General features: G+C 62.5%; 1 protein-coding gene. It reads left to right on the forward strand.

Features of this window, described 5'->3' with window-relative positions; translation table 11 throughout:
* The first annotated feature begins 63 nt into the window (after positions 1–63).
* Positions 64–1,166, forward strand: a protein-coding gene (locus E4T66_RS21255; RefSeq protein WP_136852162.1) for an IS3 family transposase whose coding sequence is annotated in 2 segments (ribosomal slippage) — positions 64–316 and positions 316–1,166 — 1,104 coding nt in all. Because the reading frame shifts where the segments join, the coding sequence is not laid out codon by codon here.
* The last annotated feature ends 23 nt before the right edge of the window (positions 1,167–1,189 follow it).

Genomic DNA, 1,189 nt, shown 5'->3' on the forward strand with positions numbered 1-1,189 from the left:
TTTGAAAGATCCTCGCTGATTCGAGCCAGTTGGAAGTAGAGTTTCCACCGCAAGGAGCTCTACGTGAAGAAGTCGAAGTTTTCTGAAGAACAGATCGTCCGTATCCTCAAGGAAGTCGAGGCCGGGGCCAAGGTCGCCGAGACCTGCCGCAAGCACGGCATTTCCGAGCCGACCTACTACGCCTGGAAGGCCAAGTACGCCGGCATGGATGTCTCGCAGCTGCGCCGGCTCAAGGAGCTAGAAGGCGAGAACGCCAAGCTCAAGAAGATGTACGCCGAGCTGGCGCTGGTGCATCACGCCCTGCAGGACGTCGTCTCAAAAAAGCTCTGAGCCAGGCGCAGCGAATGGAGCTGTGCCTGGCGATGCAGACCCAACACGACGTCAGCCAGCGCGCTGCCTGCCGCGCGCTGCACCTGTCGCGCTCGGCGCCGTACTACCGGTCCCGGCGCCCGGACGATACGCCCGTGATCGAGGCGATCACCGGCCATATCACGGCGAATCCCGGACAGGGATTCTTCCTGCTCAGTCAGACGTTTCGAAACGAGGGCAAGCCGTGGGGCAAGACGCGGCTGTGGCGGGTGTACTGCGAGCTGAAGCTGAATCTGCCTCGTCGCGGCAAACGACGTCTGCCGGAGCGCGTGCGCGATCCATTGCAGGTGCCGGATGCTCCCAATCACACGTGGTCTGCCGATTTCATGGCCGATGGACTGTGGTCGGGCCGCCGCTTCCGCACCTTCAACGTGATCGACGATTTCAACCGGGAATCGCTGCGCATCGAGATCGACACCAGCCTGCCGGCGCTGCGCGTGATCCGGGCACTCGATGAGCTGGTCGAACTCCGCGGTGCACCCAGGCGCCTGCGCCTGGACAACGGCCCCGAGCTGATCAGCCAGCTGCTGCGGCAGTGGGCCCAGCGCAACGGCGTCGAGTTGGTCCACATCCAGCCGGGCAAGCCGACGCAGAACGCCTATATCGAACGTTTCAATCGCACGCTGCGAACCGAGGTCCTCGATCGCTACGTCTTCACCAGTCTGACCGAGGTGCGCCGCATGACCGAGGACTGGCGCCATCGCTACAACCACCACCGTCCCCATCGCAGTCTCGGCGGCCTGTCGCCCGTCCGATTCGCAATGGCACAATCACCTACAACCTCTACTTCTGAGTGACTCGAAGGAACGAGGATCTTTCA

Origin of the sequence: Sinimarinibacterium arenosum (assembly GCF_005047655.1) — a bacterium.
Taxonomy (GTDB): Bacteria; Pseudomonadota; Gammaproteobacteria; order Nevskiales; family Nevskiaceae; genus Solimonas.